Genomic DNA, 24,997 nt, shown 5'->3' with positions numbered 1-24,997 from the left:
GGATGCTCACCGAAAGGCCCACGCACAGATGGCACAGCCCTTCGTTCTGCCGGACTTCTACGTCCCGTATCCGGCACGGCTCAACCCCCATGTCGAGGAGGCACGGCGGCACACCAAGGAGTGGGCCCGCGGCATGGGGATGCTGGAGGGGTCCGGCATCTGGGAGGAGGCCGATCTCGACGCGCACGACTACGCCCTGCTGTGCGCCTATACGCACCCCGACTGCGGTGCCGAGGCGCTGTCCCTGGTGACCGACTGGTATGTGTGGGTCTTCTTCTTCGACGACCATTTCCTCGAGGTCTTCAAGCGCAGCCAGGACCGTGAGGGCGGCAAGGCGTATCTGGACCGGCTGCCGGCCTTCATGCCGATGGGCTCCACGGCCGACATCCCGGAGCCGCAGAACCCGGTGGAGGCGGGACTGGCCGATCTGTGGGCGCGGACCGTGCCGAGCATGTCCGACGGCTGGCGGGCCAGGTTCGCCGAGTCCACGGCGAACCTCCTCAACGAGTCGATGTGGGAGCTCACCAACATCAACGAGGGGCGGATCTCCAACCCCGTCGAGTACATCGAGATGCGCCGGAAGGTCGGCGGCGCACCCTGGTCGGCGGGGCTCGTGGAGTACGCGGCGGGCGCCGAAGTGCCCGAGGCGGTCGCGGACTCACGTCCGCTGCGAGTGCTGCGGGACGCGTTCTCCGACGGTGTCCATCTGCGCAACGACCTGTTCTCCTACCAGCGCGAGGTGGAGGACGAGGGTGAGCTGAGCAACGGTGTGCTCGTGCTGGAGACCTTCCTGGGGTGTACGACGCAGGAGGCGGCCGAGGCGGTCAACGACCTGCTGACCTCTCGGGTCCAGCAGTTCGAGAACACCGCGCTGACCGAAGTCCCCGCCCTCTGTGTGGAGAAGGGCCTGACTCCGGTCGACTGCGCCGCGATCGCCGCGTACACCAAGGGACTTCAGGACTGGCAGTCCGGTGGTCACGAATGGCACATGCGCTCCAGCCGCTATATGAACGAGGGCGTGGACACCGGGCCTTCACATGTCGGCGGGGTGGTGGGCACCTCGGCCCTCGACATCACGACACTCTTCGGCCGTCCCGCGGCATCGCGGCTGCGCGGCCTCGCCCACGTTCCGCACCAGCGGGTGGGACCGTCGCTGTTGCCCGACTTCGACCTGCCGTTCCCTCTCTCCATCAGTCCGCACCACCGGGACGCGCTCGACAAGTCGGTCGCCTGGGCGGACCGGATGGGCCTGCTCGGGGACATCTGGGACGGGCCGATGCTGCGGGGTTTCGACTTCGCGTTGTGCTCGGCGGGCCTGGACCCGGACGCCACGGCCGAGGAACTGGAGCTCAGCGCGGAGTGGCTGACCTGGGGCACCTACGGCGACGACTACTACCCCCTCGTCTTCGGCCGTCCGCGCAATCTCGTCGGGGCGAAGCTGTGCAACGAGCGGCTGTTGGCCTGTATGCCCGTCGACGAACCGGCCGCTGCCTCGGCCCTTGCCGTCAGCCCGATGGAGCGAGCGCTCGCCGATCTGTGGGCGCGCACCGCCGGCCCGATGGAAGGCGGGGCACGGGTGGGACTGCGCCGGTCGATCGAGGTGATGCTCGAGAGCTGGTTGTGGGAGCTGCACAACCAGGCGCAGCACCGCGTCCCCGACCCGGTCGACTACATCGAGATGCGCCGGCTGACCTTCGGGTCGGACCTGACGATGAGCCTGTGCCGGCTGCGGCACGAGGGGGAGTTGCCACCGGAGGTGCTGCGCAGCGGGACGGTGCGGAGCCTGGAGAACGCCGCAGCGGACTACGCCTTTCTCGTCAACGATCTCTTCTCCTACCAGAAGGAGATCGAGGTCGAGGGTGAGGTGCACAACGCGGTCCTGGTGGTGCAGACGTTCTTCGACTGCGACTATCCGGCCGCGGTCTCCATCGTCGACGATCTGATGCGCGGCCGGCTCCGCCAGTTCCTTCACGTCAAGGAGCGGGAACTGCCGCTGCTGTACGAGGACTTCTCCCTCGACAAGGCGGGAAGGGCCGCACTCGACGCCTATGTGCACGAGCTGGAGGACTGGCTGGCGGGCATCCTCAACTGGCACCGGGGGGTGCGCCGTTACCAGGCGGAGGATCTGCGCAGGGGCGCGGGCACGACGCTGCTGAAGGAGCCGACGGGGCTCGGCACCTCGGCGATGCGGGTGGCCGCGATGCTCGCTCGATAGCGGCGGCCGAGGAACGCGGGCCGCGGAGCCGGACGGGTTTCGCGGCCCCGCACCGGAAGGCGGCCGGAAGGTCAGCCCTGTTCGAGCCGCAGGGTCAGCCCTGCTGGAAGAGTTCCGCGGGCAGCGGCTTGAGCAGCGCGTACAGGTCGTCCGTGATCGGACGGTCCCAGCTGGCGATGGTGACCAGCACATTGTCGCTGCGGTCGAACTGGACGCAGGAGATACGGCTCTCGGAGAGCTTGAGCCGGCGGACGATCAGCAGATTGTCCCCCTGCATCACCGGCAGGTCCTCCGTCTCGACGACCTCGACGGGCTCCTCGTTCTCCAGGGCCAGCAGCAGCTGCGCCACCTCGAAGGGGACCTGTCCCTCGTCGACCTCGCGGGCGGGCGAGCCCTCCGGGAGGTTGCCGATGATCATCGCCGGGCCGCGGCCGCCGAACAGGTCGTACCGCAGAAAGACTCCCTGACAGGAACCGTCGGGAGCGGGAAGGAGGCCCGCGCCGAGGTTGCCGGGCCAGTCTCCCGGGTCCATGGCCAGGACGTCGAAGTCCGGACCCGCGGGAGTGGCGGCGCTGCGGCGGCGGAGGAAGGACATACCGCCATGGTACGTGTCCGCAAGGGTGCGCCAGAGCCGGGGCCGGGTGCCTTCGGGCTACTGTTCGGTCACCTTCCGCGCCCGCCGACCGTCGCCTCCTCGGTGTCCTCGCCGAGTGCCGCGGCGAGTCCCGCCTCGTCGGTGCCGACCTTGCGGTAGACGGCCGAGAGCAGCTTGATCACGGCGGGTTCGTCGAGGTGCAGGGCGGCGGCCACGGCGGCCGCGTCGTCCCCCTTCACGGTCAGCAGGGCCGCGGTCCGCTCCCGGGTGGTGAGGGCGTCCGTCTCGATGGCGCGCAGCCGTCGGGGGCGCAGCCCCGCGGCGGCGAGCTCGTCGCGGGCGGTGTCCGCGAGCCCGTCGGCGTCGCACTGGCCGGCGGCCTCCAGCCCTCGGTAGAGATACTCCGCGGCCTCCTTCGGGTGGCCGGTGCCGCGCAGATGCGTGCCGAGGCCGACGAGGGCGCGGGCCAGTTCGTACGCGGCCGGTGAGCGTTCGAGGCAGGTGACGGCTTCCCGCAGGAAGGCGGTGCGCTCGCTGCCGTCGTACACCTCGGCGGCGACCCGCAGTGCCTGGCCGATCCCGGAGGCGGTGGCGTACCGGCGGGCACGCTGGACGGCGTCGAGGGCGATGGTCCGCGCTCTCTCCGGTGCGTCGTGGGCCTCGGCGAGGGCGAGATGGAGCTGCCAGGGGCACCAGGCGGGGTTGCGCATACCGCGCGGGTCGAGCCGGCGGCCCACGGCGGCCAGCTCGACGGCCGCCTCCTTGGTCCGGCCCCTGGCGAGCAGCAGTTCGCCGTAGACGGACTGCGAGTCGGGGAAGGTGACGGCCGCGGGGAAGGGCTCGCCGAAGCCGTGGTCCTGCGCGACGGTGATCGCCTCGTCGGTGCGGCCGCGGGCGAGCAGTACCTCGATGAGGGTGCCGACGGCGTACCACGCGGCCGGGGTGCGGGGACCGACACGCTCGGCGAGACGCAGTCCCGCCCGGACGAAGTCCTCGGCCTCGGCGAGCCGCCCGCGCCGGTAGCGGATGTACGCCAGCAGGGTGTAGGCGAAGGAGAGGTGGGCGCCGCGCCAGCCCTGGCGCTCGAACTCCGCCGTACCTGCCGCGAACAGTTCCTCGGCCCGGCCGGGCCGGTCCGCGTAGAGGAACGCGAGCGCTACGAGCACCGGGACTTCGAAGCCGCGGTCCTCGACCGCCCAGCTCAGGCCGCCCTCCAGAGCGCGTTCGGCGTGGTGGAGCGCGACGGAGGCGGGTTCGGCACGCAGCGTGGCGTCCCAGGCGCGCAGCCCGATGATGTACCGCTCGGTGAGATCGGTGCCGGGGAGGCGGTCGGCGAGGCGGGCCAGCCGCCGGGAGCGGGCCGGGGAGTCGGGTTCGTCCGCGCGGAAGGCGTCCCACATGAACTTCTCGGACTGCATCCGCAGCCGGGTGCGCGGGTCGGTCGAGCGCCGGGTCTCGCGCGCGAGCGCGTCACAGGCTTCGGCGAGGCGGTCGGAGTGGGCGAGGACCTGGGAGAGGCGGTAGACGATGGCCTGGCGCAGGGCGGGGTCGGTGATGGGTTCTTCGAGTGCGGCCCGCAGATGGTTGACCGTGGTGGCGGGTTCCGTGAGCAGGGAGGCGCAGCCCAGTTCGTACAGGACGGCGGCCCGGTCGTCGAAGGCCGGCGGCTCGCGCAGTGCGCGGGCGAGGAAGCGGCGGGCGGCGTCCGGGGCACCTGCGCGCAGGGTCTCTCCCGCCGCCCGGCGCAGATGCTGGACGACCCAGGGATCGCCGTCGGGATGGGCCTCCATCAAGTGGCGGGCGGCGGCGGTCGAGCCGAGCCCGGCGTCGACGACCGCCCAGGCGGCCAGGCCGTGCAGCGCGACGCGCACGGCATCGGGAATGGCCCGGTATACGGCGGTGGCGATCAGCGGGTGGACGAATTCGAGGGTGTCGGAGCCGGTGAGGATACGGGCGTCGCGCAGCCGGTCCGCGGCGTCGGCCGCCGCCTCGCTGCCGAGCCCGGCGACGGAAGCGGCGAGCGACGGCTGGATCTCGGTACCGAGGACGGCTCCGGCCCAGGCGAAGCGGACGGTGGAGGTGCCGAGCCGCTCCAGCCGGGAGACGAGACCGCTTCCCTTGACCGCGGCGGCGAGGTCGCGCAGCAGGTGGGCGCCGGCTTCGAGGGGTTCGATGCCGCGGTCGCTGACCTTGGCGGTGAGTTCGACGGCCTCGAAGGGGTTGCCCGCGGTGACGGCCCAGCATTCGCGGCAGAACGCCTCGTCGGCATGCGCGCCGAGCCGGTCGCGTACGAGACTGCCCACGGCCGGGGCGGTCAGCGGTGCGAGGTCGATGGGGCGTTGTCCGGCCCGCCCGGTGATCCCCCGGAACTGCTGGGCATGGTCGGGGAGTTCGTCGGGGCGGTAGGCGACGACGAGCAGCATCGGCAGTTCTTCGGCGCGCGGCGCGTACGCGGCGAGCCAGCTCAGCGACTCCGGGTCGGCCCAGTGGGCGTCGTCGAGGACCAGGACGAGCGGGGCGCGCTGCACGGCGAGGTGGGTGAGGACCCAGTCGAGCCCGTCGCGCAGGCCCTGCGGGTCGGGCGGGGCGCCCGCGTCCGCGGTGCACAGTCCGAGCGCCGGGCCCACGATGGCGTACCAACTGCCCAGTTGCATGCGCAGGGTGGCCTCGGAGGTGCCGGCCAGCTGGGGCTGGATCAGCTGGCGGGCGACGTGGAAGGCGACCTGCTGCTCCTGCTCGCCGCCGCGTGCCGAGAGAACGGTGCAGCTCTTTGCGGCCGCCCGTCGGCGCACCTCGTTGAGCAGCGTCGTCTTGCCGAGACCCGCGGGGCCGGCGAAGGCGAGCAGCGCGCCGCGCGGCCGCTCGGGCGGGTCGAGGTCGTCCGTCCGGAAGCCGGTGAGCTCATCGAGAGCTTCGTCGACGGCGGCCAGTTCGGCCTCACGCTCGAAGAGTCGGCGTCTCGTTCCGCCGGCACGTCGCGTCATCTGTAACCCCCACGGCCGGGCGTGCTCCCGGCGCGGTGAAGGGGCCGCCGGCACACGTCCTTGAGGCACCTCAGCGTACGCCCGCGCGCGCTCTCAGGGACCTGTCCTTGCGAAACGTGGGCGTCCGGAAAGGGAGTTGTCGGTACGTGGGGAGTTCTGCGGCCCGGCCCGCCGCACATGTATACGACCGCGTGCGGTGGGCCGGGGTCTGCCTGGTGAGGTGCGGCCGCCGTGGGCGCAGGACCGCGAAGTCCTAGGCGGAGGTCTGGGTCGGGCTCATTCCGGGGCCGGCGGTTCCGTTGATCTTCTCTATCGCCTGCCGTGCGTGTTCGCCGGGTGATCGTCCGGTGAGCGAGGAGACGGACGACGGCGCGGTCTGCTGCGCTGCCGCGGGCCTGGCATGGCTCGCGGTCGTCCGCGAGCGGAGCCGGTGGCCGACGGCCTCGTCGAGGCTCACGGGGCGCTGCATCTGGGCTGACAGCCGACCCGCTTCCTGACCCAGCGCGGCGACGTCCTCCCATTGCAGACGGACCACCAGGCGGAGTTCGGCCTCCCCGTCAGGGAGGGCTTGGAGAGACGGGTTGATGGCGTCATTCATGGCTGATCCTCACGCTGTTGGAACGGAATCCTCGCGGGACGCTGCGCACCCCGGCGTGCGGGGCATGCAGAGTCATACGGGAGAAGTCCGCGCAGCGTTCACTCACACGTGTAGGCACGTACGGGTGTACGAGTCGGGCCGTCGGCGGGGTGCCGCACGAGTGCGCGAGGGACGCGCGGTGCGGACGGGCCGTGCGGGACGCGTGGTGCGGACGGGCCGTACGGGACCTGAGGCGCGCGCACGGCGGCAGGATCGGTCGCCCGCACCGCAGCCCGCGGATGGCAAACAGGCGGACGGGGTTCACGGCCCGCGCGGATGACCGGGGCAGGCGCCTCCCCCGGCCCCGTCCCGCATCGACACGCGCCCCGAGGGGTCCACGCGGCATCGCTTCGGTGGCCGCAGCGGTCGGACCGTCGCGGCCACATCGACCGGGATCGAGGGCGGGCGGGAGGGGGAAGGGACAGCGCGAGCCGTCAGGTGAGGTCGAACTCCCCACCGCGGGCGTTCAGCACGAACGCTCGCCATTCCGCCGGTGTGAAGATCAGGGACGGGCCCTCCGGCCGTCCGCCGTTGCGCATCGCGATGAAGCCCTCCACGAAGGCGATCTGGACATCCCCCGTTCCCTGACTGCCGGACTGCCAGTCGGCGTTGGTGAGGTCGAGTTCAGGCTTGTCCCAGCCCGAAAACATCTGCGTGGTGGTCGTGCTCTCGGCCACGTCCGTGCTCCTCCCGCATCGTCTCCGGCCTCAGACTAGCGATCGTCCCCGGTCACCGACAGGCCGCGGAAGAAGGCCGGGAGCCACCGGGGACGGAAGGACGCGTCAGGTGCGGGGCGGCTCCGCGCCGACGAGCCACATCGAGAAGAACTGCGACCCTCCGCCATACGCGTGCCCGAGGGCTCTGCGAGCTCCTTCGACCTGGTGCTCGCCCGCCCGGCCGCGTACCTGAAGTGCGGCTTCGGCGAAGCGGATCATGCCGGAGGCGCCGATGGGATTGGTCGACAGCACTCCGCCCGACGGGTTCACAGGCAAGTCCCCGTCGAGTTCGGTGACGCCGGACTCGGTGAGTTTCCAGCCCTCGCCCTCGGCGGCGAAGCCCAGGTTCTCCAGCCACATCGGTTCGTACCAGGAGAAGGGGACGTACATCTCGACGGCGTCGATCTCCCGGCGCGGGTCGGTGACGCCGGCCTGCCGGTAGACATCGGCGGCGCAGTCCTTGCCGGCCTGCGGCGAGACGAAGTCCTTGCCGGCGAACATCGTCGGTTCGCTGCGCATCGCACCGCCGTGCACCCAGGCGGGCGGGTTCGGTGCGCGCGAGGCCCCGGCCCGGTCGGTGAGGATCATCGCGCAGGCGCCGTCGGAGGAGGGACAGGTCTCGGAGTAGCGGATCGGGTCCCACAGCATCGGGGAGGCCTGGACCTTCTCCAGCGTGATGTCGTGCTCGTGGAGATGGGCGTACGGGTTCTTCAGCGCGTTGCGGCGGTCCTTGTAGGCGACCAGGGAGCCGACCGTGTCGGGGGCTCCGGTGCGCCGCATGTAGGCGCGTACGTGCGGGGCGAAGAAGCCGCCGGCGCCGGCGAGCAGGGGCTGCTGGAAGGGGACCGGCAGGGACAGGCCCCACATGGCGTTCGACTCGGACTGCTTCTCGAAGGCGAGGGTGAGGACCGTGCCGTGTACCCGGGAGGCCACCAGGTTGGAGGCGACGAGGGCGGTGGAGCCGCCGACCGAGCCCGCGGTGTGCACCCGCAGCATCGGTTTGCCGACGGCGCCGAGCGCGTCGGCGAGGTAGAGCTCCGGCATCATGACGCCCTCGAAGAAGTCGGGGGCCTTGCCGATCACCACGGCGTCGATGTCCGCCCAGGTCAGCTCGGCGTCGTCGAGTGCTCTGCGGGCGGCTTCGCGTACCAGGCCGGCGATGGAGACGTCCCGGCGGGCGGCGACGTGTTTGGTCTGGCCCACGCCGACGACGGCGACGGGTTCCTTGCCTCGGGCGGTGTCAGGCACGGTCCTCCCCTTCCAGGACGGCGACCAGGTTCTGCTGAAGGCAGGGGCCGGAGGTGGCGTGGGCGAGTGCCCGGTCGGACTCGCCGCGATGGATACGGGCGGCGGCCTCGCCCAGCCGGACGAGGCCGGTCGCCATGACCGGATTGGCGGCCAGCGCTCCGCCGGACGGGTTGACCCTCACGCTGTCGTCGAGGTCGAGAGCTCGCCGCAGGACGACTTCCTGGGAGCTGAACGGCGCGTGGAGTTCGGCGGTGTCGACAGGCCGCTCGAAGACTCCGGCGCGCTGTGCGGCGAGCCGGGTGGAGGGCGAGTCGGTCAGATCGCGTACACCGAGACTGTGGGCCTCGATCCGGTGGTCCATCCCCCGGATCCAGGCGGGTCGTTCGCACAGATCACGGGCGCGGTCCCCGGCGGCGAGGATCACGGCGGCGGCGCCGTCCCCGATCGGGGAACAGTCCCCGGCCCGCAGCGGCTGGACGATGTACTCGCCCTGCGGAACCGATCCGCTGAGCTGGGCGTGCGGGTTGGTCCGGGCGTCGTCGCGGTTGCGGGCGGCGACGGCGGCCAGCTCCGGCTCGTCCACGCTTCCGGCATCGATCAGCGCCTGCGCCTGGAGTGCGGCGAGCGCCGCCGAGTCGGGCCAGAGCGGGGCCAGGTAGTAGGGGTCGAGCTGGCGGGTGAGGACGTCCCGCACCTGGCCGGGGGACGACTTGCCGTAGGAGTAGACGAGTGCAGTGTCGGCCTCACCGGTGAGGATCTTGACCCAGGCTTCGTACAGCGCCCAGGCGCCGTCCATCTCCACATGGGACTCGGAGATGGGCGGCCAGGCACCGACGCCGTCGAGGGCCATGGTGAAGGAGAAGGCCCGTCCGGCGAGATAGTCGGAGGAGCCCGAGCAGGTGAAGCCGATGTCGCCGGTCTTCAGGCCGGTGTGCGCGAGGACCTCGTGGAGGACCGGCATCAGCATCTCGACCTCGGAGAGGTCGTCGCTGCGGCGCCGGTGGTCCGTCTGCGCGAAGGCGACGATCGCCACGTCGTGCGTCACAGCAGCTCCTTGTAGGTGTCGTAGTCGGCGTCGGGTTCGCCGGTGGGGCGGTAGTGGTCGGGGTGGCGGCCGCCCGGTTTCCACACCGGCTCCACCCGCAGTCCCATCCGCACCTGGTCGTAGGGCATCCCGGCGATGCGCCCGTGCAGGGCGAGGTCGGCGCCGTCCAGGGCGATGTGGGCGTAGACGTACGGGACCTCGATGTCGAGGTTCTTGGCCTTGATGTTGACGATGCAGTAGGTGGTGACCGTGCCGCGCGGACCGACCTCGACGCGGTCCGTGGTGGCGACGCCGCAGGTGGGGCAGGCGCCCCGGGGCGGCACATAGACCTTGTGGCAGGAGGGGCAGCGCTCACCGACGGTCCGGTGGTCGGCCAGCGCGGCGATGTGCGCGGTCTGGGCGCGGCCGGGCGAATAGACGTAGTCGAGCCGGGCGGGCGCCACGATGCCGGTGACGGCGTCGTCGAACTGCCCGTCGTGCTCCGTCCCGTGGACCTCGGGCTCGCCGTCGTACGGCTCGAAGCAGGCGATGTCGGTGATCGCGCCGGTCCGTTCCCCGGCCCAGCGGACGCGCACCCGCATCCCGGTGCGGACGGCCTCGGGCCCGGGTGCGTCGAGGGCGTGCAGGAGGGAGGTGTCGGCGCCGTCGAGCCGCACCAGCACCCAGGCGAACGGCTCGCTCAGGGGCTGACCGCGTCGCGGGGCCGGGTTCCAGGCCCACGTGGTGACGGTCCCGCAGGAGCCGACCTCGACCAGGTCACGGATCTCCTCGGCGGTGACCGGGTCGTACTCGACGGGCGGTACGAGCACCCGGCCGTCCTCCGTCCGTACGCCGAGGACCGTCCGCTCGCGCAGTCCGGTGAGAAAGGCGCTCTGTACGGGGCCGAGTGAGCGGGTGAAGGGGAACTCGACGACCAGCGGGGCGCTCAGCAGCTCGGGCATCCGGGGTCTCTCCCTCGGGTCAGGCGCGGCGGTAGACGGGGTCGCGCTTCTCGGCGAAGGCACGGGCGCCTTCCTTGGCGTCCTCGGTGTCGAAGACCGGCCAGCCGCGTTCGAGTTCGGCGGCGAGTCCTTCGGTCTCGGTCATCTCGGCGGTCTCGTAGACGGATGCCTTCACCGCCTCGACGGCGAGCGGACCGCAGGCGTTGATCTGCTCGGCGACGGCGAGGGCCTTGTCGAGCGCCGTCCCGTCGGGAACGACGTGGCCGATGAGCCCGATGTCCCGCGCCTCATCGGCGCTGTAGGGCCGGCCGGTGAGCAGCATCTCCAGGGCGTGGGTGCGCGGGATCTGGCGCTGGAGCCGTACGGTCGAGCCGCCGATGGGGAACAGTCCCCGCTTCACCTCGAACAGTCCGAAGGTGGCACTGCGGCCCGCGACCCTGATGTCGGTGCCCTGAAGAATCTCGGTGCCGCCGGCAACGCAGGCACCCTCGACCGCGGCGATCACCGGTTTGCGGGGGCGGTGATGACGGAGCATGGCCTTCCAGTGCAGATCCGGGTCCGCCTTCATCCGGTCGCGGTACTGCTCTCCGTCCATCCCCTGGCCGGCAAGCGCCTTGAGGTCCATGCCGGCGCAGAAGGCTCCGCCGGCGCCGGTGAGCACGACGGAGCGTACGGAGTCGTCCTCGTCGGCCTCGATCCAGCCGTCGTGGAGGCCGACCAGCATCGGCAGCGAGAGGGCGTTCTTCGCCGCCGGCCTGTTCAGGGTGAGCACGAGTGTGGCGCCTTCGCGCCGCACGGTGAGGTGCTCGGTTCCACCTCGTTCTTCCATGTGCGGACCTCCCGTCTCGACCTGGAACAGGTTGCAGTAGGCCGGGGCCCAGTTCAATAGTTTTCTGACACCCAGTCAGATTTCTTCTGCGGCGCCCCTTCCCAGTTGTGTCCCCCGGCGCTCTAATGACCGCCGAGCCGGAGTTCGCCGGGGATGCGCCGCGGTCAGGAGGAACGGTGGAGTACAACCTTGCCGACCTGTTCGAGTCGGTCGTCGACGTGGTCCCCGACCGCGAGGCGCTTGTGTACATCGACCACCCCGGCACCGGCGCGGAACGCAGGCTCACCTACGCGGAGCTCGACGCCGCGGCCAACCGTGTCGCCCACCATCTGCTCGGCGCGGGCATCGAACCCGGCGAGCATCTCGGCCTGCACCTCTACAACGGCATCGAGTATCTGCAGACCGTGCTGGGCTGCCTCAAGGCGAGAGTCGTACCGGTCAACGTCAACTACCGCTACGTGGAAGAGGAACTCGTCTACCTCTACCGCGACGCCGACCTCGCGGCCCTGGTCTTCGACGCGGAGTTCACCCGGCGGGTCGCGGCCGCGCTGCCGAAGACACGGAAGCTGCGGCATCTCGTCCGCGTGGGCACACCCCCGCAGGACGCACCGCCGCTGGACGCCGTGCCCTTCGCCGACGCGACGGCGGGCGCATCACCCGGGCGAGGCTTCGAACAGCGTTCCGCAGACGACCAGTTCATCATCTACACCGGGGGCACCACCGGCATGCCCAAGGGGGTGATGTGGCGTCAGGAGGACCTGTTCTTCTCCGGATTGGGCGGCGGTGCGCCGACCGGCGAGCCGGTCTCCTCGCCCGAGGAGCTCGCCGAGCGGGTGGCCGCCGGCGGTGACGGGATCACCTTCTTCCCCACTCCCCCGCTGATGCACGGCACGTCCACCCTCACCGCGTTCATCGGCTTCAACTTCGGCCAGCGGATCGTGGTCCACCGCAAGTACGTGCCGGAGGAGGTCCTCCGGACGATCGAGAAGGAGAAGGTCACCAGCGTGTCCCTGGTCGGCGACGCGATGCTGCGGCCGCTGATCGACGCGCTGAACGGGCCCCTGAAGGGCACCGACCTGTCCGCGTTGTTCAGCGTCTCCTCGTCCGGCGCGATCATGTCGGAGACGGTACGGGCGCAGTTCTCCGCGCTCGCGCCGAACGTGATGCTGCTGAACAACTTCGGTTCGTCGGAATCCGGGTTCAACGGCACCGCGACGGAGGACTCCGGCCCCGAGAAGGGCTTCCGGTTGCGGGTCAACTCCCGTACGGAGGTGGTCGACCCGGCGACGTACGAACCGGTCGCGGTGGGCGAGCCGGGCCGGATCGCCCAGCGCGGGCATGTACCCCTCGGCTACTACAACGACCCCAAGAAGACCGCGGAGACCTTCTTCCAGCGCGGCGACGAGCGATGGGTGCTGCTCGGCGACATGGCGACGGTCGACGAGGAAGGCATCGTCACCGTCCTCGGCCGCGGCTCGCAGTGCATCAACACCGGTGGCGAGAAGGTGTATCCGGAAGAGGTCGAGCAGGCGCTCAAGTCCCACCCCGATGTGTACGACGCGCTGGTGGCCGGGGTGCCGGACGCCACCTGGGGCAACCATGTGGCCGCGGTGGTGCAGGTGCGCCAGGGGGCGACGGAGCCCGGTCTGGAGGAGATCCAGTCGCACTGCCGCACCCGGCTGGCCGGCTACAAGATTCCGCGCCAGCTGGTGATCGCGAAGGAGATCCAGCGTTCGCCGAGCGGCAAGGCGGACTACCGCTGGGCGCGCACGGTGGCGACGGAGGCCGCCGGGCAGTGAGCGCCCGGACACGGATGCCTCGCCGGGGCGCTTCCTTCAGGACGCCCCGGCGAGAAGTCGCTCCATGGACTCGGCGGCCCGCACGGCCGCGTCGCCGCAGCAGTTGTTGAACAGGACGTGGAGCTGCTCGGCCCGCCGGGACATCTCCGTCAGCCGGGGCAGCCACTCGGTCAACTCGCCGTCCGTATAGGTGTGGCGGAACCGCTCCTCCTTGGTGCCCGAACCCCACGCGGCGTTGCGTCCGTGGAAGCGGACCACGGCCGGCCCGGCGGCGGTGACCTCCGTGACGGGAGGCAGCGACAGCGGCAGGTTCGGCGCGACATCCACGCTCACCGAGGCGAGACCGAGGTCCCTCAGCAGCGCGGAGGTGGCCACGCACCGGTCCTCCTGCCACCACGCCGGATGCCGGAACTCAACCGCGACCGGCCATCCCTCGGTCCGCTTGCGACACCGGTCGAGCAGGACCTCCGCAGTGGCGCCCGGGGCGAACCACGGCGGGAACTGGAAGAGTAGCGTCCCGAGGCGGCCCGCGTCCCGCAGGGGCAGCACCGCCTCGCTGAAGCGGCGCCACACCTCGTCGAGCAGACCCGGGTCGTCGTCGCCCTGCCCCGGCCTCCCTCGCCGGGCGAAGGCGTCGCGCAGGTCGGACGGCAGCGCCTTCGATCGCGTCGGATGCCCGGTGAGCAGGGAGAAAGCCTTCACGTCGAACCGAAAGCCCTCGGGCGTACGGTCCACCCACAGCAGGCTGTTGCGGACGCTGGGCAGGGCGTAGTAGGTGGCGTCGACCTCGACGACGGGGAACCGCTCCGCGTAGTGACGCAACCGTCCTTCGGCGTCCCGCCTGCCCGGCGGGTACCAGCCGCTGGCGAGCAGCGCACTGTCCGTCCACGAACACGTACCGACGAGGATCTGACCCATGCCGGTCGGCTACCCGCTTCGGGCCGGGCATCTCCCGCGAGGCGAGGACGGCCTGGGACAGGCCCTGTTCGCAGGCCGCGAGGGCGGGACAGGCCTCAGGAGGGGTCCGCTCCCAGGATCTGCTCGCCGTTGAAGACGCCGAGCCGCTCCTGATAGAGCTCCAGGGGAACGCCGTTGGGGTCCCGGAGGTAGAGGCTGTCCTCGACCCCGCGGTCCGGGCCGAGATACTCGACGCCCGCGTCGTCGAGGCTTTTGCGTGCCGCGGTGAACCGTTCCGCGTCCACGGACAGCGCCAGATGCTGTACGCCGCCGATCGTCTCCTCGATGGGCGGGTGGCCGTGTCCGGGGAAGTCGAAGAATCCCAGCAGATTCCCGTGGCCGATGTCGAAGAAGAAGTGGGTGGAGCCGCGGTAGTCGCGGTTCTCCACGATCTCCACCAACGGGAAGCCCAGGAACTCCTGGTAGAAGCGGATGGTCTCCTCGACATCGCGGCAGATGAAGGCCACGTGGTGGATGCCGCGGACCGTCGTCGGGGGCCGGTCCTCCGGCGCGCGCAGATACCGCTGCTTCAGCAGCTCCCGGCGTGCCTGCACGGCTTCCAGTTCGGCACCCTCGGGCTGCGGCATCGCGGTCTCCTTCGTCAAAATGCATGCGGGATTCAACTTCCTTCCCGCATCCTCCCCCGTCCGGCGGCGATCACCCCGGAGGCACCCCTCCACTTCACCCGATGACGAACCGCCGGAGACAATCCCGGTGCCGTCCGTAGGAGCCATCCACATCCCTTGACGCCTGGCCGCAGGGCTGAATTACTGATCCCGACGCACCACGACCGAATGATCGGTCGTCCGATTTGGGACGGGAGAATCCGGCATGACGGACCTGCTGGACGCGGCGGAGCGGCTGAGCCGCGAGGAGCTCGAGGCGCTGCAGCGCGAACGGCTGCGGGCGACCCTGCGTCATGCGTACGACCATGTGGACTTCTACCGCCGCTCGTTCGACACGGCAGGTCTGCGTCCCGAGGACTGCCACAGCCTCGCCGATCTCGGCCGCTTCCCTTTCACCGCCAAGACCGATCTGCGGGACAACTACCCGTTCGGCATGTTCGCGGTCGAGCAGTCCGAGGTCCGGCGCATCCATGCCTCCAGCGGCACCACCGGCCGTCCGACCGTCGTCGGCTACACCGAGCGCGACCTGGACACCTGGGCCGATGTGGTGGCCCGCTCGATCCGCGCGGCCGGCGGCCGGCCCGGCCACAAGGTCCATGTGGCGTACGGATACGGGCTGTTCACCGGCGGCCTCGGCGCGCACTACGGAGCCGAGCGCCTCGGCTGCACCGTCATCCCGGCCTCCGGCGGCATGACCGCCCGTCAGGTGCAGCTGATCCAGGACTTCCGCCCCGAGATCATCATGGTGACGCCCTCCTACATGCTCACGCTGCTCGACGAGTTCGAGAAGCAGGGTGTCGATCCGCGGTCGACCTCCCTGAAGGTGGGGATCTTCGGCGCCGAGCCGTGGACCGAGGAGATGCGGCGGGAGATCGAGGAGCGCTTCGCCATCGACGCCGTCGACATATACGGGCTCTCCGAGGTCATGGGGCCGGGCGTGGCCCAGGAGTGCGTGGAGACCAAGGACGGCCTGCACATCTGGGAGGACCACTTCTATCCGGAGGTCGTCGACCCGTTCACCGGCGAGGTGCTGCCGGACGGCGAGCCCGGGGAGCTGGTCTTCACCTCGCTCACCAAGGAGGCCATGCCCGTGATCCGGTACCGGACCCGGGACCTGACCCGGCTCCTGCCGGGCACGGCCCGGGTGTTCCGCCGGATGGAGAAGGTGACCGGCCGCAGCGACGACATGGTGATCCTCCGTGGAGTGAACCTCTTCCCCACCCAGATCGAGGAGATCGTGCTGCGGACACCGCATGTCGCTCCGCACTTCCAGCTGCGGCTGACCCGCGACGGGCGTCTGGACGCGCTCACCGTCCGCGCCGAGGCCCGCAACGGAGCGACGCCCGACCAGCGGGAGGAGGCGGGCCGGGCGATCGCCGCGGCCGTGAAGGACGGCATCGGGGTGTCGGTCTCGGTCGACGTCGTGGATCCGGAGACGCTGGAGCGCTCGGTCGGCAAGATCAAGCGCATCGTCGACCTCCGCTGACCGCTTGCTGCCGGTTCTGTCCTTGCGGCTGCCGTGAGGTGCCCGCACGGCCATCATGAGCGTATGAGCTCCTTCGAGGACACAGGCGGCGACACAGGCACAGGACCCGCGCCCCTGCCCCCGCTGCCCGAGGACTGGCAGCGGGGCATGGCGATCGCGGCGCACCCCGACGACATCGAATACGGGGCGGCTTCGGCGGTCGCGCGCTGGACCGCGCAGGGCAAGAGCTTCACCTACCTCCTGGCCACGCGCGGGGAGGCCGGCATCGACGGGATGCACCCCGATCAGGCGGGCACGCTGCGCGAGGCGGAGGAGCGCGCGGGCGCCCGCGCCGTCGGCGTGGACGTCGTGGAGTTCCTCGACCACCGCGACGGCGTCGTCGAATACGGCCCGGCGCTGCGCCGCGACATCGTCCGGGCGATCCGCCGGCACCGGCCCGAGGTCATCGTGTCGGGCGCGTTCACCGTGCGGATGGTCGGCGGCATCACCAACCAGGCCGACCACCGGGTGGTGGGCCTCGCCGCGCTCGACGCGGCGAGGGACGCGGGCAACCGCTGGATCTTCCCCGAGCTCGCCGACGAGGGCCTGGAGCCGTGGGGCGGGGTGCGCCTCGTGTGCTTCGCCGGGGCCGCAGAACCCACGCACGGTGTGGATGTGACGGGTGATCCGCTGGAGAGGGGCATCGCCTCACTCGCCGCCCACGCGGAGTACACCAAGGGCCTCGGAACGAACGGCTTCGAGCCGCGACCGTTCCTGACCTGGGCGGCCAGGACGGCCGGTCCGGCACTGGGCGTCGAGGCGGCGCTGCTGCTGGACGTCCACGAACTGATCCCGCAGGGGCCGCCACCGTGGGTGTGACGGACGCGCCGGCATGGGTGACCGCCGCACCGGCAGCGGGAGCGCGAGGCCTTCCTACTCGGCGAACCGGTCCCGCAGTTCCCGCTTGAGGATCTTTCCGCTCGCGTTGCGCGGGAGCTCCGCCACGAACAGGACCTTCTTCGGGGCCTTGAAATGGGGGAGCTTCTCGCGTGCGTGGTCGATGAGTTCGGTCTCCGTGACCTCGTCGCGGGTCACCACCACCGCCGTGACCGCCTCGATCCAGCGGTCGTCCGGCAGGCCGATGACCGCGGTCTCCGCGACGGCGGGGTGGGTGTAGAGCGCGTCCTCGACCTGCCGTGAAGCCACCAGCACTCCCCCGGAGTTGATGACGTCCTTGACCCGGTCGACGACAGTGAAGTAGCCCTCGGCGTCGCGTACGGCGAGGTCCCCGGAGCGGAACCAGCCGTCGCGGAACGCCTCGGCGGTCTCCTCCGGCTTGTCCCAGTAGCCCTCGCACAGCTGGGGGGACCGGTAGACGACCTCGCCCGCCGTGCCGTCGGGGACGTCCTTGCCGTCCTCGTCGACCACCTTCGCGTCCACGAAGAGCACGGGGCGGCCGCAGGAGTCCATCCGTCCCTCGTGTTCGGCCGGGCCCAGGACGGTGGCCAGCGGGCCGATCTCGCTCTGGCCGAAGCAGTTGAAGAAGCCGAGCTCGGGCAGGCGTTCCCGGAGCCGTTCGAGCACCGGCACCGGCATGATCGAGGCGCCGTAGAACGCCTTGCGCAGCCCGCCGAGGTCGCGGGTGGCGAAGTCCGGGTGGTTCGCCAGCGCGATCCACACGGTCGGCGGGGCGAAGAGGCTGGTCGCGCGTCCGGCCTCCACCAGGTCGAAGATCGCGGTGGCGTCCGGTCCGTCCAGGATGATGTTCTCCGCGCCGACCGCGAGGTAGGGCAGCAGGAACACATGCATCTGGGCGGAGTGGTACAGCGGCAGCGAGTGCACCGGCCGGTCGTTCTCGTTGAGATCGAGAGCCGCGATCGCGCTGACGTACTCGTGGGACAGCGCCCGGTGGGTCATCATCGCGCCCTTGGGCAGCGCGGTGGTGCCGGAGGTGTACAGCAGCTGGACCAGGTCCTCCGTCTCCGGCTCCCGCTGGGGCGTGAAGTCGCGCGGTGTGGACAGCTCGGCCAGCAGCGAGTCGTCGGCGTCGCGCAGGGACCTGACGGCGGGTCCGTCCGGGAGCCGGGGCGCCAGGTCGGGATCGGCCAGCACCAGGGCGCTGCCCGACTGCTCGATGATGTACGCCAGGTCGTCGCCGGTGAGGTTCTGGTTGACGGGTACGTGCACGAAACCCGCCCGCGAGCAGGCCAGGAAGGCGATGAGGTACGCGTCGGAGTTGTGGCCGTAGGAGGCGACCCGGTCCCCCGGCCGCAGACCGTGGCCGGTCAGGACGGCCGCCGCCGTGGTGACCGCGGCGTCGAGTTCCGCGTAGCTCCAGGTCCGGTCCGCGTAGTGCACGGCCGTGCGGTCGGGGGTGCGCCGGGCGCTGCTCCGCAGGACGGAGTCGACGGTGTTGCTGCGTACAGCTGTCATGGCGCGATCCTGTGCGGTGCCCGGTGGACGGTCAAGTCCGCGGATACCGAACGGGATGTTGACACCTCGCGCCGCGACTGAATGCATGGACCATCCTGCTTCGAACTGACCTTGCCGGGAGTTCGAACTGACCTTGTTGGGAGGCACGTTGCTCTTCCGCACCCGCCTGAGACGCCTCGGACTCGCCGGTGTCGCGCTCATGACCGCGGCGGCCGCGCTGCCGTCGGCGGCCGTCGCCGATTCCGGAGACCGGCACGACCGGCACCCCTCCGGCGGCGGGCTCTCCGCCGTCGTCCGCTACACCGAGCACGGCATTCCGCACATCGTGGCCAAGGACTACGCGAATCTCGGCTTCGGCACCGGCTGGGCCCAGGCCGCCGACCAGGTCTGCGTCCTCGCCGACGGCTTCGTGACGGTGCGCGGGGAGCGCTCCCGTCACTTCGGCCCCGACGCGGCCCCGGACGGCTCGCTGTCGTCCGCGACGAAGAACCTCTCCAGCGACCTCTACTTCGCCGGTGTACGGGACGCCCGCACCGTGGAGAAGCTGCTCGCCACCCCGGCACCCGCAGGCCCCGGACGTCAGGTCAAGGAGCTGATGCGCGGCTGGGCGGCCGGCTACAACGCCTGGCTGAAGCAGAACCGCATCACCGATCCGGCCTGCCGCGGCGCCGACTGGGTACGGCCCATCAGCACGCTGGACGTGGCCAGGCGCGGCTTCGCCGTCTCGGTGCTCGGCGGTCAGGGCCGTGCCATCGACGGCATCACCGCCGCCCGGCCGCCGGGCGCCGCACCGGTCGCCGCCCCCGAGGCCGCGGCGACGGCGAAGGCGGCACGCGACCTCTTCTCCCCCGACAGCGCCACCATGGGTTCCAACGCCGTCGCGTTCAGCGGCGCCACGACCGCGAACAGGCGCGGTCTGCTGCTCGGCAACCCGCACTACCCCTGGCAGGGCGGCCGCCGCTTCTGGCAGTCGCAGCAGACCATCCCCGGCGAGCTGAACGTCTCCGGCGCCTCCCTGCTCGGCACCGCGGTCGTCAACATCGGCTTCAACGACAAGGTGGCCTGGAGCCACACCGTCGCGACCGGCGTCACGCTCAATCTGCACCAGCTCGTCCTGGACCCCGCCGATCCCACGACGTACCTGGTGGACGGCAGTCCGGAGCGGATGCGCAAGCGGACGGTGACCGTGGGGGTCAAGGGCGGGGAGCCCGTGACGCGCACGCAGTGGTGGACCCGGTACGGGCCGGTCGTCACCTCGCTCGGTCCGTCGCTGCCGCTGCCGTGGTCGGCGACGACCGCGTACGCGCTGAACGACCCCAACGCCGCGAATCTGCGGGCGTCCGACACCGCGCTCGCGTTCGGCAAGGCCCGCTCGACCGACGACATGGTCCGTGCCCTGCGGCGAACGCAGGGCCTGCCCTGGATCAACACCATCGCCGCCGACGCCCAGGGACACTCGCTGTTCACCCAGTCCCAGGTGCTGCCCCGGATCACGGACGACCTCGCCCAGCGCTGTTCCACTCCGCTGGGCAAGGTCACCTATCCGGCCTCGGGCGTGGCCGTGCTGGACGGTTCACGGACGGACTGCGCGCTCGGCTCGGACAAGGACGCGGTGCAGCCCGGGATCTTCGGACCGTCGACGATGCCGACGCTGCGGGACGCCCCGTACGCGGAGAACTCCAACGACAGCGCCTGGCTCGCCAACGCCGACCGTCCGCTGACCGGCTACGAACGGGTCTTCGGGAACCTCGCCACGCCGCGTTCGCTGCGCACCCGGGGCGCGATCCAGGACGTGGCGGCGATGGCCGAGCGGCGTGGGCTGACCGTGGCCGACCTCCAGCGGCAGCAGTTCGCCAATCGGGTGCCCGCAGCCGATCTGGCGGCCGCCGATGCCGCGCGGGCCTGCCCCGCCGTACTGCCCGGCGACACCGCGGCATGCGCGGCGCTCGCGGCGTGGGACCGCCGGGCCGACACGGACAGCCGCGGCGCGCTGCTGTTCGACCGCTTCTGGCGCGGCTTCGCCACGCTGCCGCTCGCCGAACAATGGAAGGTGCCGTTCTCCGCGGCCGATCCGGTGAACACGCCGAACACGCTCAACACCCCGTCCCCCGGCTTCGCCAAGGCCCTGACGGGCGCCGTCGCCGAACTGCGGGCCGCGGGCATCCCGCTCGACGCCCCGCTCGGTGCCCACCAGTTCGTGGTACGCGACGGCAAGCGCATCCCGGTCCACGGCGGTACGGAGGCGCTGGGCGTGTGGAACAAGGTCGAGCCGGTGTGGAACGCGGCCGGCGGCGGCTACACGGAGGTCTCGACGGGGTCCAGCCACATCCAGGCGGTCGGCTGGAACGGCGGCCGCTGCCCCGTGGCCCGCACCCTGCTGACGTACTCCCAGTCGTCGAATCCGGCGTCGCCGCACTACAGCGACCAGACCGTGCTGTTCTCGGGCGAGCGGTGGGTGTCGTCCCGGTTCTGCGAGAAGGACATCCTCCGCTCGCCGCAGCTGAGGATCGTGAAGGTGCGGGAGCGCTGACGGCAAGGGCTCAACGCATCACGGGCTGAAGGAGAGGAAGACGAACGCGGCGAACAGCGCCAGATGGACGCCGCCCTGGAGCAGAGTGGCTCGTCCGGGCACCACGGTCAGCGCGCTCACCACCGCCGTGAGCACGAGGAGCACCATATGGGTGGCGTCCTCACCGAGGACCAGGGGCCCGGACAGCCAGATCGAAGCGAGCGCGATGGCCGGAATCGTGAGACCGATGCTGGCGATGGCGGATCCGTACGCGAGGTTGAGGCTCGTCTGCACCCGGTTCCGGCGCGCGGCGCGGACCGCGGCGAGGGTCTCGGGCGCCAGCACCATGAGGGCGATGACGACACCGACGACCGCCGTGGGGAGCCCGGCCGACTCCACGGCGTTCTCGATGGTCGGCGAGACGAGCTTGGCGTTTCCGACGACGGCGACGAGCGCCACCATCAGCAGGCCGAGGCTCGCCGCCGTCTGCCTGTCGGTGGGCGGGGGCGCGTGCTCGTCGGCGGCGGGCTCCTGGCCGTCGCGTTCGACGGGCAGGAAGTAGTCCCGGTGCCGCACGGTCTGGACGGCGACGAAGAGGCCGTACAGACAGATCGAGGCGACGGCGGCGAAGGTCAGCTGCGCCCCGGTGAACTCCGGGCCCGGCTGACTCGTGGTGAACGTGGGCAGCACCAGGGTCATGGTCGCGAGGGTGCAGACGGTCGCGAGGGCGCCGCCGGAGCCCTCGGCGTTGAAGACGACGACACGGTTGCGCAGGGCTCCGACCAGCACACACAGTCCGACGATGCCGTTGCAGGTGATCATGACGGCGGCGAAGACGGTGTCCCTGGCGTACGTCGACACCTTGTCCCCGCCGCCCGCCATGAGGGTGACGATCAGTCCCACCTCGATGACGGTGACCGCCACGGCGAGCACCAGGGAGCCGAAGGGTTCGCCGACGCGGTGCGCGATGACCTCGGCGTGGTGCACGGCGGCGAGGACGGCGCCCACCAGACAGAGCCCGACGAGGGCGACGACGAACCCGGGCAGCTCGCGCCCCCAGGCCAGCACGAGCGCGACCACGGCGACGACCGGCACCCAAGTGGTCCACTGAGCCGCGAGCGGTGCGGTGCCGGTCTTCATGACGGCCACGCTGCCAGGGGCACGGGCGGGACGCGCGAGGTGCTCCGCCAACGGGGTCCCGGCGCGGCTCCGGGGCGAGTCCCCCTGGGAACGTGGCGATCGCCGACCGGGTACCGGCCGAACGCCGGTACCCGGTCGGCAGGCCTCACGGGAAAAGCCGGGAAGCCGCCCGCCCGGCCCGGCGCGTCACATCGCGCGTTCGTGGCCCTCCCAGTACGGCTCGCGCAGCCGGCGCTTGTAGAGCTTGCCGTTCGGGTCCCGCGGCATGACCTCGATGAAGTCCACCGTCTTCGGGCGCTTGTACGCGGCGAGGTGCTGCTCGCAGTGGTCGAGGATGTCGGCGGCGAGTGCGTCGCCGGCCTCGTGACCGTCGGCGGGTTCGACGACGGCCTTGACCTCTTCTCCCCAGTCGGCGTGCGGTATCCCGAAGGCCGCCGCGTCGGCGACCGCCGGATGGGTGAGCAGCGCGGATTCGATCTCGGCCGGGTAGATGTTGACACCGCCCGAGATGATCATGTCGATCTTGCGGTCACGGAGGAAGAGATAGCCGTCCTCGTCGAGAAGGCCGAGGTCGCCGACGGTGAAGAAGTCGCCGATCCGGTTCTTCCGCGTCTTGGCCTCGTCCTTGTGGTAGCTGAAGCCGCCGGTGGACATCTTCATGTAGACGGTGCCCAGTTCACCGGGGGCCAGGCGGTTGCCGTCGTCGTCGAAGACGGCGAGTTCACTGATGGGCCAGGCCTTGCCGACGGTGCCGGGCTTCTTCAGCCAGTCCTCGGCGGTGGCGAAGGCGCCGCCTCCCTCACTCGCCGCGTAGTACTCCTCGACGCAGGTCCCCCACCAGTCGATCATCGCCCGCTTCACATGGTCGGGGCAGGGGGCAGCACCGTGGATCGCGTGCCGCATCGACGTCACGTCGTACCGCGCCTTGACGTCGTCGGGCAGGGCGAGCAGCCGGTGGAACTGTGTCGGCACCATGTGCGTGTGCGTGCACCTGTGTCGGTCGATCAGCCGCAGCATCTCCTCGGGCGTCCACTTGTCCATCAGGACCAGCGGATGCCCGATGTGCAGGGCCGCGCCCGCGAACTGGAGCACGGCCGTGTGGTAGAGCGGGGAGCAGACGAGGTGGACGTTGCCGTCGAAGGGCTTGATGCCGAAGATGCCGAGGAACCCGCCGAGGTAGGTCTCCTCCGGGGCCTTGCCGGACAGCGGCCGGCGGATGCCGCGCGGCCGTCCGGTGGTGCCCGAGGTGTAGTTCATGACCCAGCCGAGCGTGCGGCCCTCGGGGGCGGATTCCGGTTGTCCGTCGAGGAGTTCGGCGTACGGACGGAAGCCGTCGACGGCGCCGACCGCGTACCGGTGGCTCACGGGCAGCTTCGCCTCGTCGGCCGCTGCCGTCGCCGCGTCGCCGAACCGCTCGTGCGCGATGAGGACCTTGGCGCCGGAGTCGGCGACGATCCAGGCGATCTCGGGGCCGACGAGGTGGTGGTTGACGGGGACGAGGTACAGCCCGGACTGGGAGGCCGCGAGGTAGGCGGTGAGGAGTTCGACGCCGTTGGGGAGCACGACGGCGAAGGCGTCACCGCGCTCGAGACCCGCGGCGCGCAGCCCGTGGACGAGCTGGTTGACGACGGCGTGCAGCCGGCCCGCGGTCCAGGCCGTACCGTCGGGCGCGGTCAGGATCGTGCGGCCGGGGTCGGCTGCCGCCTGGGCCCAGAAACCGTTGGGCATCACTGACTCCTTCCGGCAATGCGGTTGATGCGGTCCACGGCCCGTTCGAAGCCGCGGGTCAGATCGTCGAAGACGGTCTGCACAGCACGCTCGGACGTCATCCGTCCGACGATCTGGCCGACCGGTGTGCCGAGCAGCGGCACCACCTCGTGCTTCTGGATACGGGAGACGGCCTCGGCGACGAGCAGGCCCTGGAGCGGCATCGGGAGGGTGCCGGGTCCGTCCGGGCCGTCCCAGGCGTCGGTCCATTCCGTCCGCAGCTGGCGCGCGGGCTTGCCGGTGAGGGCCCGCGAGCGGACGGTGTCGCCGGAGCCGGCGGCGAGGAGTTTGGCGGTCAGTGCGCGGGAGTGCAGGTCGGCCTCGGTGGTGGTGAGCCAGAGCGACCCGAGCCAGGCTCCCTGTGCGCCGAGCGCGAGTGCCGCGGCGATCTGTTCACCGCTGCCGATGCCGCCGGCGGCGAGTACGGGCAACGGGTCGACGGCGTCGACCACTTCGGGAGTGAGCACCATGGAGGCGATCTCGCCGGTGTGCCCGCCCGCCTCGTAGCCCTGGGCGACCACGATGTCGATGCCCGCCTCGGCGTGGCGCTCGGCGTGGTGTGCGCTGCCGGCGAGTGCGGCGACCAGGACGTCCTGGTCGTGGGCGCGGTGCACGACGTCGCCCGGCGGGGAACCGAGGGCGTTGGCGAGCAGCCTGATCGGGTACTGGAAGGCGACGTCGAGCTGTGTGCGGGCGACTTCTTCCATCCATCCGGTGATGCGCCACCCCGCCGCCTCGCCCTCGGCGAGTTCGGGCACCCCGTGTTTGGCCAGGGTGTCGCGGACGAACTTCCGGTGCCCCTCCGGAATCATCGCCTCGACATCGGCCTCGGTGACGCCTTCGACCTTCTTGGCGGGCATGACGACGTCGAGTCCGTACGGCTTGCCGTCGCTGTGCTCCTGCATCCAGTCGAGATCGCGTCTGAGGTCGTCGGGGGCGGTGTAGCGGACGGCCCCGAGGACGCCGAACCCGCCGGCCCTGGTGATGGCGGCGGCCACCGCGGGGAACGGCGTGAAGCCGAAGATGGCGTGTTCGATCCCCAGTCTCTTGCTCAGCTCCGTCTCCATGGGCGGCAGGATGCCGCAGCCGGA

General features: G+C 71.1%; 19 protein-coding genes. 5 read left to right on the top strand and 14 right to left on the bottom strand.

Annotation, left to right across the window (positions count from 1 at the left end; genetic code table 11):
* Positions 1-28 precede the first annotated feature (28 nt).
* Positions 29-2,215, top strand: coding sequence for a terpene synthase family protein (locus RPQ07_RS33840; RefSeq protein ID WP_313948056.1), 2,187 nt, complete (start codon positions 29-31; stop codon positions 2,213-2,215).
* A gap of 94 nt (positions 2,216-2,309) precedes the next feature.
* On the opposite strand, the gene RPQ07_RS33835 is transcribed toward RPQ07_RS33840, so the two are convergent.
* From RPQ07_RS33835 to RPQ07_RS33800, 8 genes are all read right to left on the bottom strand, one after another.
* Positions 2,310-2,810 carry a hypothetical protein gene (locus tag RPQ07_RS33835; RefSeq protein WP_313948055.1) on the bottom strand — a complete coding sequence of 167 codons (501 nt, stop codon included), beginning with the start codon at positions 2,808-2,810 and terminating at the stop codon, positions 2,310-2,312.
* A gap of 68 nt (positions 2,811-2,878) precedes the next feature.
* Positions 2,879-5,794 carry an ATP-binding protein gene (locus RPQ07_RS33830; protein ID WP_313948054.1) on the bottom strand — a complete coding sequence of 972 codons (2,916 nt, stop codon included), beginning with the start codon at positions 5,792-5,794 and terminating at the stop codon, positions 2,879-2,881.
* A gap of 253 nt (positions 5,795-6,047) precedes the next feature.
* Complete coding sequence (locus tag RPQ07_RS33825) at positions 6,048-6,392, bottom strand: hypothetical protein (RefSeq protein ID WP_313948053.1); 345 nt, start codon at positions 6,390-6,392, stop codon at positions 6,048-6,050.
* A gap of 473 nt (positions 6,393-6,865) precedes the next feature.
* Positions 6,866-7,081 carry a DUF397 domain-containing protein gene (locus RPQ07_RS33820; RefSeq protein ID WP_413777862.1) on the bottom strand — a complete coding sequence of 72 codons (216 nt, stop codon included), beginning with the start codon at positions 7,079-7,081 and terminating at the stop codon, positions 6,866-6,868.
* A gap of 132 nt (positions 7,082-7,213) precedes the next feature.
* A complete protein-coding gene (locus tag RPQ07_RS33815) occupies positions 7,214-8,395 on the bottom strand; it encodes a thiolase domain-containing protein (protein ID WP_313948051.1) in 1,182 nt (393 codons plus the stop codon).
* A complete protein-coding gene (locus RPQ07_RS33810) occupies positions 8,388-9,440 on the bottom strand; it encodes a thiolase domain-containing protein (RefSeq protein ID WP_313948050.1) in 1,053 nt (350 codons plus the stop codon). Before RPQ07_RS33810 ends, RPQ07_RS33815 begins: the two co-directional genes overlap by 8 nt.
* The gene (locus RPQ07_RS33805) at positions 9,437-10,381 is read right to left on the bottom strand and encodes a Zn-ribbon domain-containing OB-fold protein (protein ID WP_313948049.1); all 945 of its coding nucleotides are present in this window, start codon (positions 10,379-10,381) and stop codon (positions 9,437-9,439) included. Before RPQ07_RS33805 ends, RPQ07_RS33810 begins: the two co-directional genes overlap by 4 nt.
* Before the next feature lie 19 nt (positions 10,382-10,400).
* Positions 10,401-11,210 carry a crotonase/enoyl-CoA hydratase family protein gene (locus RPQ07_RS33800; RefSeq protein ID WP_313948048.1) on the bottom strand — a complete coding sequence of 270 codons (810 nt, stop codon included), beginning with the start codon at positions 11,208-11,210 and terminating at the stop codon, positions 10,401-10,403.
* 176 nt (positions 11,211-11,386) lie between these two features.
* Here RPQ07_RS33800 and RPQ07_RS33795 point away from each other — a divergent pair, with 176 nt between their 5' ends.
* Positions 11,387-13,009: an acyl-CoA synthetase gene (locus tag RPQ07_RS33795; RefSeq protein WP_313948047.1), complete on the top strand. Its 1,623-nt coding sequence runs from the start codon at positions 11,387-11,389 to the stop codon at positions 13,007-13,009.
* A 36-nt stretch (positions 13,010-13,045) separates the two neighbouring features.
* Here RPQ07_RS33795 and RPQ07_RS33790 read toward each other — a convergent pair whose 3' ends face one another.
* Together RPQ07_RS33790 and RPQ07_RS33785 are read right to left on the bottom strand one after the other, a co-directional pair.
* Positions 13,046-13,927 (bottom strand): DUF72 domain-containing protein, encoded by an 882-nt coding sequence (locus tag RPQ07_RS33790; protein ID WP_313948046.1) that lies wholly within the window; start codon positions 13,925-13,927, stop codon positions 13,046-13,048.
* A gap of 95 nt (positions 13,928-14,022) precedes the next feature.
* On the bottom strand, positions 14,023-14,553 hold the full coding sequence (locus tag RPQ07_RS33785) for a VOC family protein (protein WP_313948045.1): 531 nt from the start codon (positions 14,551-14,553) through the stop codon (positions 14,023-14,025).
* Between the two features lie 244 nt (positions 14,554-14,797).
* On the opposite strand from RPQ07_RS33785, the gene paaK reads away from it, so the two are divergent.
* Entirely contained in the window at positions 14,798-16,078 is a 1,281-nt protein-coding gene (gene paaK / locus RPQ07_RS33780; protein ID WP_313948044.1) for a phenylacetate--CoA ligase PaaK, read from the top strand.
* Between the two features lie 63 nt (positions 16,079-16,141).
* Entirely contained in the window at positions 16,142-16,936 is a 795-nt protein-coding gene (locus RPQ07_RS33775) for a PIG-L deacetylase family protein (RefSeq protein WP_313948043.1), read from the top strand.
* A 54-nt stretch (positions 16,937-16,990) separates the two neighbouring features.
* On the opposite strand, the gene RPQ07_RS33770 is transcribed toward RPQ07_RS33775, so the two are convergent.
* On the bottom strand, positions 16,991-18,490 hold the full coding sequence (locus RPQ07_RS33770) for an acyl-CoA synthetase (RefSeq protein WP_313948042.1): 1,500 nt from the start codon (positions 18,488-18,490) through the stop codon (positions 16,991-16,993).
* 199 nt (positions 18,491-18,689) lie between these two features.
* Here RPQ07_RS33770 and RPQ07_RS33765 point away from each other — a divergent pair, with 199 nt between their 5' ends.
* Positions 18,690-21,020: a penicillin acylase family protein gene (locus tag RPQ07_RS33765; protein ID WP_313949116.1), complete on the top strand. Its 2,331-nt coding sequence runs from the start codon at positions 18,690-18,692 to the stop codon at positions 21,018-21,020.
* An 18-nt stretch (positions 21,021-21,038) separates the two neighbouring features.
* Here the strand turns inward: RPQ07_RS33765 and RPQ07_RS33760 are convergent, their stop codons facing one another.
* The 3 genes from RPQ07_RS33760 to RPQ07_RS33750 all read right to left on the bottom strand — a co-directional run bounded on the left by RPQ07_RS33760 (position 21,039) and on the right by RPQ07_RS33750 (position 24,973).
* On the bottom strand, positions 21,039-22,139 hold the full coding sequence (locus tag RPQ07_RS33760; RefSeq protein ID WP_313948041.1) for a calcium:proton antiporter: 1,101 nt from the start codon (positions 22,137-22,139) through the stop codon (positions 21,039-21,041).
* Between the two features lie 186 nt (positions 22,140-22,325).
* Positions 22,326-23,867, bottom strand: coding sequence for an acyl-CoA synthetase (locus RPQ07_RS33755; RefSeq protein ID WP_313948040.1), 1,542 nt, complete (start codon positions 23,865-23,867; stop codon positions 22,326-22,328).
* The gene (locus RPQ07_RS33750; RefSeq protein WP_313948039.1) at positions 23,867-24,973 is read right to left on the bottom strand and encodes a nitronate monooxygenase; all 1,107 of its coding nucleotides are present in this window, start codon (positions 24,971-24,973) and stop codon (positions 23,867-23,869) included. The genes RPQ07_RS33755 and RPQ07_RS33750 overlap by 1 nt, the downstream gene beginning before the upstream one ends.
* Positions 24,974-24,997 lie beyond the last annotated feature (24 nt).

Origin of the sequence: Streptomyces sp. AM8-1-1 (genome assembly GCF_032229325.1) — a bacterium.
GTDB lineage: Bacteria > Actinomycetota > Actinomycetes > Streptomycetales > Streptomycetaceae > Streptomyces > Streptomyces achmelvichensis.
This window is presented reverse-complemented; position numbering and strand designations above follow the sequence as displayed.

What these genes read in the sequence shown, in the direction of transcription:
- RPQ07_RS33840 (WP_313948056.1), top strand. Translation starts at nt 29, where the DNA reads ATGGCACAGCCCTTCGTTCTGCCGGACTTCTACGTCCCGTATCCGGCA.
- RPQ07_RS33835 (WP_313948055.1), bottom strand. Translation starts at nt 2,810, where the DNA reads ATGTCCTTCCTCCGCCGCCGCAGCGCCGCCACTCCCGCGGGTCCGGAC.
- RPQ07_RS33830 (WP_313948054.1), bottom strand. Translation starts at nt 5,794, where the DNA reads ATGACGCGACGTGCCGGCGGAACGAGACGCCGACTCTTCGAGCGTGAG.
- RPQ07_RS33825 (WP_313948053.1), bottom strand. Translation starts at nt 6,392, where the DNA reads ATGAATGACGCCATCAACCCGTCTCTCCAAGCCCTCCCTGACGGGGAG.
- RPQ07_RS33820 (WP_413777862.1), bottom strand. Translation starts at nt 7,081, where the DNA reads ATGTTTTCGGGCTGGGACAAGCCTGAACTCGACCTCACCAACGCCGAC.
- RPQ07_RS33805 (WP_313948049.1), bottom strand. Translation starts at nt 10,381, where the DNA reads ATGCCCGAGCTGCTGAGCGCCCCGCTGGTCGTCGAGTTCCCCTTCACC.
- RPQ07_RS33800 (WP_313948048.1), bottom strand. Translation starts at nt 11,210, where the DNA reads ATGGAAGAACGAGGTGGAACCGAGCACCTCACCGTGCGGCGCGAAGGC.
- RPQ07_RS33790 (WP_313948046.1), bottom strand. Translation starts at nt 13,927, where the DNA reads ATGGGTCAGATCCTCGTCGGTACGTGTTCGTGGACGGACAGTGCGCTG.
- RPQ07_RS33785 (WP_313948045.1), bottom strand. Translation starts at nt 14,553, where the DNA reads ATGCCGCAGCCCGAGGGTGCCGAACTGGAAGCCGTGCAGGCACGCCGG.
- paaK (WP_313948044.1), top strand. Translation starts at nt 14,798, where the DNA reads ATGACGGACCTGCTGGACGCGGCGGAGCGGCTGAGCCGCGAGGAGCTC.
- RPQ07_RS33775 (WP_313948043.1), top strand. Translation starts at nt 16,142, where the DNA reads ATGAGCTCCTTCGAGGACACAGGCGGCGACACAGGCACAGGACCCGCG.
- RPQ07_RS33770 (WP_313948042.1), bottom strand. Translation starts at nt 18,490, where the DNA reads ATGACAGCTGTACGCAGCAACACCGTCGACTCCGTCCTGCGGAGCAGC.
- RPQ07_RS33765 (WP_313949116.1), top strand. Translation starts at nt 18,690, where the DNA reads ATGACCGCGGCGGCCGCGCTGCCGTCGGCGGCCGTCGCCGATTCCGGA.
- RPQ07_RS33760 (WP_313948041.1), bottom strand. Translation starts at nt 22,139, where the DNA reads ATGAAGACCGGCACCGCACCGCTCGCGGCTCAGTGGACCACTTGGGTG.
- RPQ07_RS33755 (WP_313948040.1), bottom strand. Translation starts at nt 23,867, where the DNA reads ATGCCCAACGGTTTCTGGGCCCAGGCGGCAGCCGACCCCGGCCGCACG.
- RPQ07_RS33750 (WP_313948039.1), bottom strand. Translation starts at nt 24,973, where the DNA reads ATGGAGACGGAGCTGAGCAAGAGACTGGGGATCGAACACGCCATCTTC.